We start from the raw sequence: 4,566 nt of genomic DNA, 5'->3' as shown, positions 1-4,566 counted from the left end.
CCACAAAAACCCACCACCCCCTTCTACTCCACCACCGACAACACCTGGATCACCGACACCACCCTCAACGCCGACTACTGGTACCGCAACCTACGCCAACCCGTCCTCTTCCAACCCGCCATCGAACACCTCACCAACAACGGCTACACCACCTACATCGAAACCAGCCCCCACCCAACCCTCACCCCCAGCATCCAAGAAACCAACCCCAACACCACCACCATCCACACCCTCCACAACAACCAAAACGACACCCACGCCTTCCTCACCGCACTCGGCCACGCCCACACCCACGGCCACCCCATCACCTGGCACACCCTCATCCCACCCACCAACACCACCCCCCTCCCCACCTACCCCTTCCAACACACCCGTTACTGGCTCAACGACAAGGCCGTGACCGGCACTCAGGACGCCGTCCAACTCGGGCTGGTCCCGACCCCGCACCCGTTCGTCCCCGCCACCACCACCCTCGCGGAAACCGGGGCCACCATCCTCACGGGACATATCAGTCCCGCCCAGCATGGTTGGCTCGCCGACCACGCCGTCAACGGCACCCCACTCCTCCCCGGCACCGCACTGGTCGACATGGCCCTCCACGCCGGCGACCACACCAACCACACCACCCTCGACGAACTCATCATCCACACCCCCATCACCCTCACCCACCCCACCACCATCCAACTCACCACCACCCCCACCCACGACGACAACACCCTCAACCTCACCATCCACACCCGCACCACCCCCGAACAACCCTGGACCCAACACGCCACCGGCACCCTCACCCAGCACCAACACACACCCGACACCCCCCAAACCACCTGGCCCCCCACCAACGCCGAACCCATCGACCTGACCGGCACATACGAACACCTCGCCACCACCGGACTCGAATACGGCCCCACCTTCCAAGGACTCCACGCACTCTGGCGCCAAGACAGCCACCTCTTCGCCGACGTCCGCCTCCCCGACAACACCGACACCACCGACACCACCGACACCACCGACGGCTACGGCATCCACCCCGCACTCCTCGACGCCGCCCTCCACGCCGCCACCGCCACCCAGAACCACACCGACACCCGGCTCCCCTTTGCCTGGACCGGCGTCACCCTCCACGCCACCGGCGCCACCAAGCTGCGCGTCGAGCTGGACATCGACGACGACGGCGCGATCCGGTTGTTGGCGCGGGACACCGCGGGGCAGCCCGTCATCTCGATCGACTCCCTGGTCACGCGGCCGGTCGGTGCGGACGAGCTACGTGCCGGAGGCGTCGGCGCCCACCAGCTCTACGACCTGGCATGGGTCGCCCGCGAGCTGGACGCGAAGGCGGTCACGGAGGAGTTCGAGCGGTATGCGGTGCCGACGGTCGGTGACGACGTCCTGGCCGACACCCACCGCATCACGACCGAGACCCTGGCCCGCGTCCAACAACACCTGGCCGCAGACATCACTGCCCCCCTCGTCGTCGAGGCCGCCTACGACGACCTCGCCGGCGCAGCAGTCTGGGGACTCATCCGCACCGCCCAAACCGAACACCCCAACCGCATCATCCTCATCGACACCGACAACCACCCCACCTCCCACAAGGCACTACCCACCCTGATCGCCTCCGGCGAACCCCAAGCCCGCATCCGCGACGGCGCCATCACCCTCCCCCGACTGACACGCCGGTCGATGGGCGCCGGGGCATCACCCGACCCGCGGCCCGACCTCTCCTCGGGTCCCGTGCTGGTCACCGGCGGCACCGGTGGTCTGGGCTCGCTGGTCGCCCGCCACCTGGTCGCCGAACACGGCGTCCGCGACCTGGTGTTGGCCAGCCGCCGGGGGCCGGACGCGGATGGGGTCACTGAACTCACCGCCGAGCTCACCGACCTCGGCACCCGGGTCCGTTCCGTCTCCTGCGACCTCACCGACCGAGCCGCACTCGCCGCACTCGTCGACGAGGTCGGCCCGCTGGCCGGCGTGGTGCACACGGCCGGAGCGCTGGCCGACGCCACCATCGACCACCTGGACGCCGACGCACTGGCCACCACCTTCGCACCCAAGGCCAACGCCGCCTGGTGGCTCCACGAACTCACCCAAGACCAGAACCTGACCCTGTTCGTGGTCTTCTCCTCGGTCGCCGGCGTACTGGGCAACGCGGGACAGGCCAACTACGCCGCCGCCAACAGCTTCCTCGACGCCCTGATCACCCACCGCCGCCGCCACGGCCTGCCCGGCACCTCACTCGCCTGGGGCTCGTGGGAACGCGCCACCGGCATGACCGCCCACCTCACCCAAGCCGACCACGGCCGGCTGGCCCGCGACGGGCTCCGGCCGCTGGCCGACGCCGAGGGGCTGGCCCTGTTCGACGCCGCGCTGGCGGCGGAAGCAGGGAGCGTGGTCACGGCCGCGTTCGACCTGGTGGCGCTCCGCGCCGCGCCGGTGACACCAACCGTGCTGCGCGGCCTGGTGCGCAGGCCGCGGGCGACCGCGAGTAGCGACGAGGCCGCCGGGACCTGGCGCGACCTGCTGGCCAGGATGACGCCGCAAGAGCGAGAGCGGGCGGCTGTCGACATGGTCCGGGAGCAGGCCGCGGCCGTGCTCGGGCATGCCGACGCCACCGCGATCGGTGCGCGTCAGGTCTTCAAGGACCTGGGGTTCGACTCCCTGACCGCCGTGGAGTTCCGCAACCGGCTGTCGGCGGCGACGGGGCTGCGGCTGCCGGCCACGCTGATCTTCGACTACCCCACCTGCGCGGCGGCGGCTGGTCTACTGCTCGGCTCGGCAGCGGACACCGCCCGGCCACGGGCCGCCGTGGCCGCTGACGCGGAGCCGATCGCGATCGTGGGGATGGCCTGCCGACTGCCCGGCGGCGTCGACTCCCCCGAAGACCTATGGCGCCTGATCAGCACAGGCGGCGACGCCATCACCACATTCCCCACCGACCGCGGCTGGGACCTGGACACCCTGTACGACCCGGACCCCGACCACCCCGGCACCACCTACACCCGCCACGGTGGATTCCTGGAAAGCGCCGGTGCGTTCGACCCGGACCCGTTCGGCATCTCGCCGCGCGAGGCGCTCGCCATGGACCCGCAGCAGCGGCTACTGCTGGAAACCACCTGGGAGGTCCTGGAACGGTCCGGCATCGACCCGAGCACCCTGCGCGGCAGCCGCACCGGCGTCTTCACCGGCATCATGGCCAGCAACTACGTCGCCCTGCGGGGCAGTGCGCCGGCGGACCTCGAAGGCTACGTGGCCAATGGCAGCGCGGCGAGCGTGGCGTCCGGCCGCGTCTCGTACACCTTCGGCTTCGAGGGCCCGGCCGTCTCACTGGACACCGCCTGCTCCTCCTCCCTGGTCGCCCTGCACCTCGCCGTCCAGGCCCTGCGCTCCGGCGAGTGCACCCTCGCCATCACCGGCGGCGTGACCGTACTGGGGTCGGTGGCGCCGTTCATCGAGTTCAGCCGGCAGCGCGGCCTCGCCGACGACGGCCGCTGCAAAGCCTTCGCCGCCGACGCCAACGGCTTCGGCATGGCCGAAGGCATCGGCCTGCTCCTGATCGAACGACTCTCCGACGCCCAACGCCTCGGACACTCGGTACTGGCCGTGGTACGCGGCACCGCCGTCAACCAGGACGGCGCCTCCAACGGCCTCACCGCCCCCAACGGCCCCTCCCAACAACGCGTCATCCGCGACGCACTCACCAACGCCCAACTCACCCCCGCCGACATCGACCTCATCGAAGCACACGGCACCGGCACCAAACTCGGCGACCCCATCGAGGCCCAGGCCCTGATCGCCACCTACGGGCAGAACCGTGACCAGCCGCTGTGGATGGGCTCGCTGAAGTCCAACATCGGCCACACCCAAGCCGCCGCCGGAGTGGCCGGCATCATCAAAACCGTCATGGCCATGCGCCACGGCATGATGCCCAAGACCCTGCACATCGACGAACCGACCCCCGAAGTCGACTGGACCACCGGCGCTGTCGAGATCCTGGCCGAGGCCCGCGACTGGCCGGGCTCAGACGAACGCCCTCGACGCGCGGGCGTATCGTCCTTCGGGGTCAGCGGCACCAACGCGCACATCATCCTCGAACACACCCCCACCGCCCCGGAGCCGGACGTTCCGGAGGCACCCCCGGCCGGACCGGTGCCCTGGATACTCTCCGCACACACCGAACCCGCCCTGCGGGAGTCGGCGGGACGGTTGGCGACGCTGGTCGAGGGCGGGGAGGTGTCCGTCCACGACGTGGCGCACTCGCTCGTCGCCACCCGGGCGGTCCTGCCGCACCGCGCTGTGGTCGTCGGGGAGACCGTGCAGGACTTCACGGCCGGGCTGGCCGACCTGGCGCCGGGCACCGGGGACGGCGGGCCGCTGGCGGTGATGTTCACCGGTCAGGGTTCGCAACGCCCCGGTATGGGACGGCAGTTGTACGAACACTTCCCCGTCTTCGCCCAGGCACTGGACGAGATCTTCACACTCGCCACCCCCGGACTACGCGAAGTCATGTTCGACCCCGACCAGAACGAGACGCTCCAACGCACCGACCACGCCCAGATCGCCCTGTTCGCC

General features: G+C 70.2%; 1 protein-coding gene. It reads left to right on the top strand.

Annotated features, from left to right (window positions below; all coding sequences use genetic code 11):
- Positions 1–4,566: type I polyketide synthase (locus tag ACFXB5_RS52810; RefSeq protein WP_385223087.1), on the top strand; the 4,566-nt coding region annotated here is incomplete at both ends.

The organism is Streptomyces sp. NPDC059455 (genome assembly GCF_042750115.1).
Classification (GTDB): domain Bacteria; phylum Actinomycetota; class Actinomycetes; order Streptomycetales; family Streptomycetaceae; genus Streptomyces; species Streptomyces endocoffeicus.
This window is presented reverse-complemented; position numbering and strand designations above follow the sequence as displayed.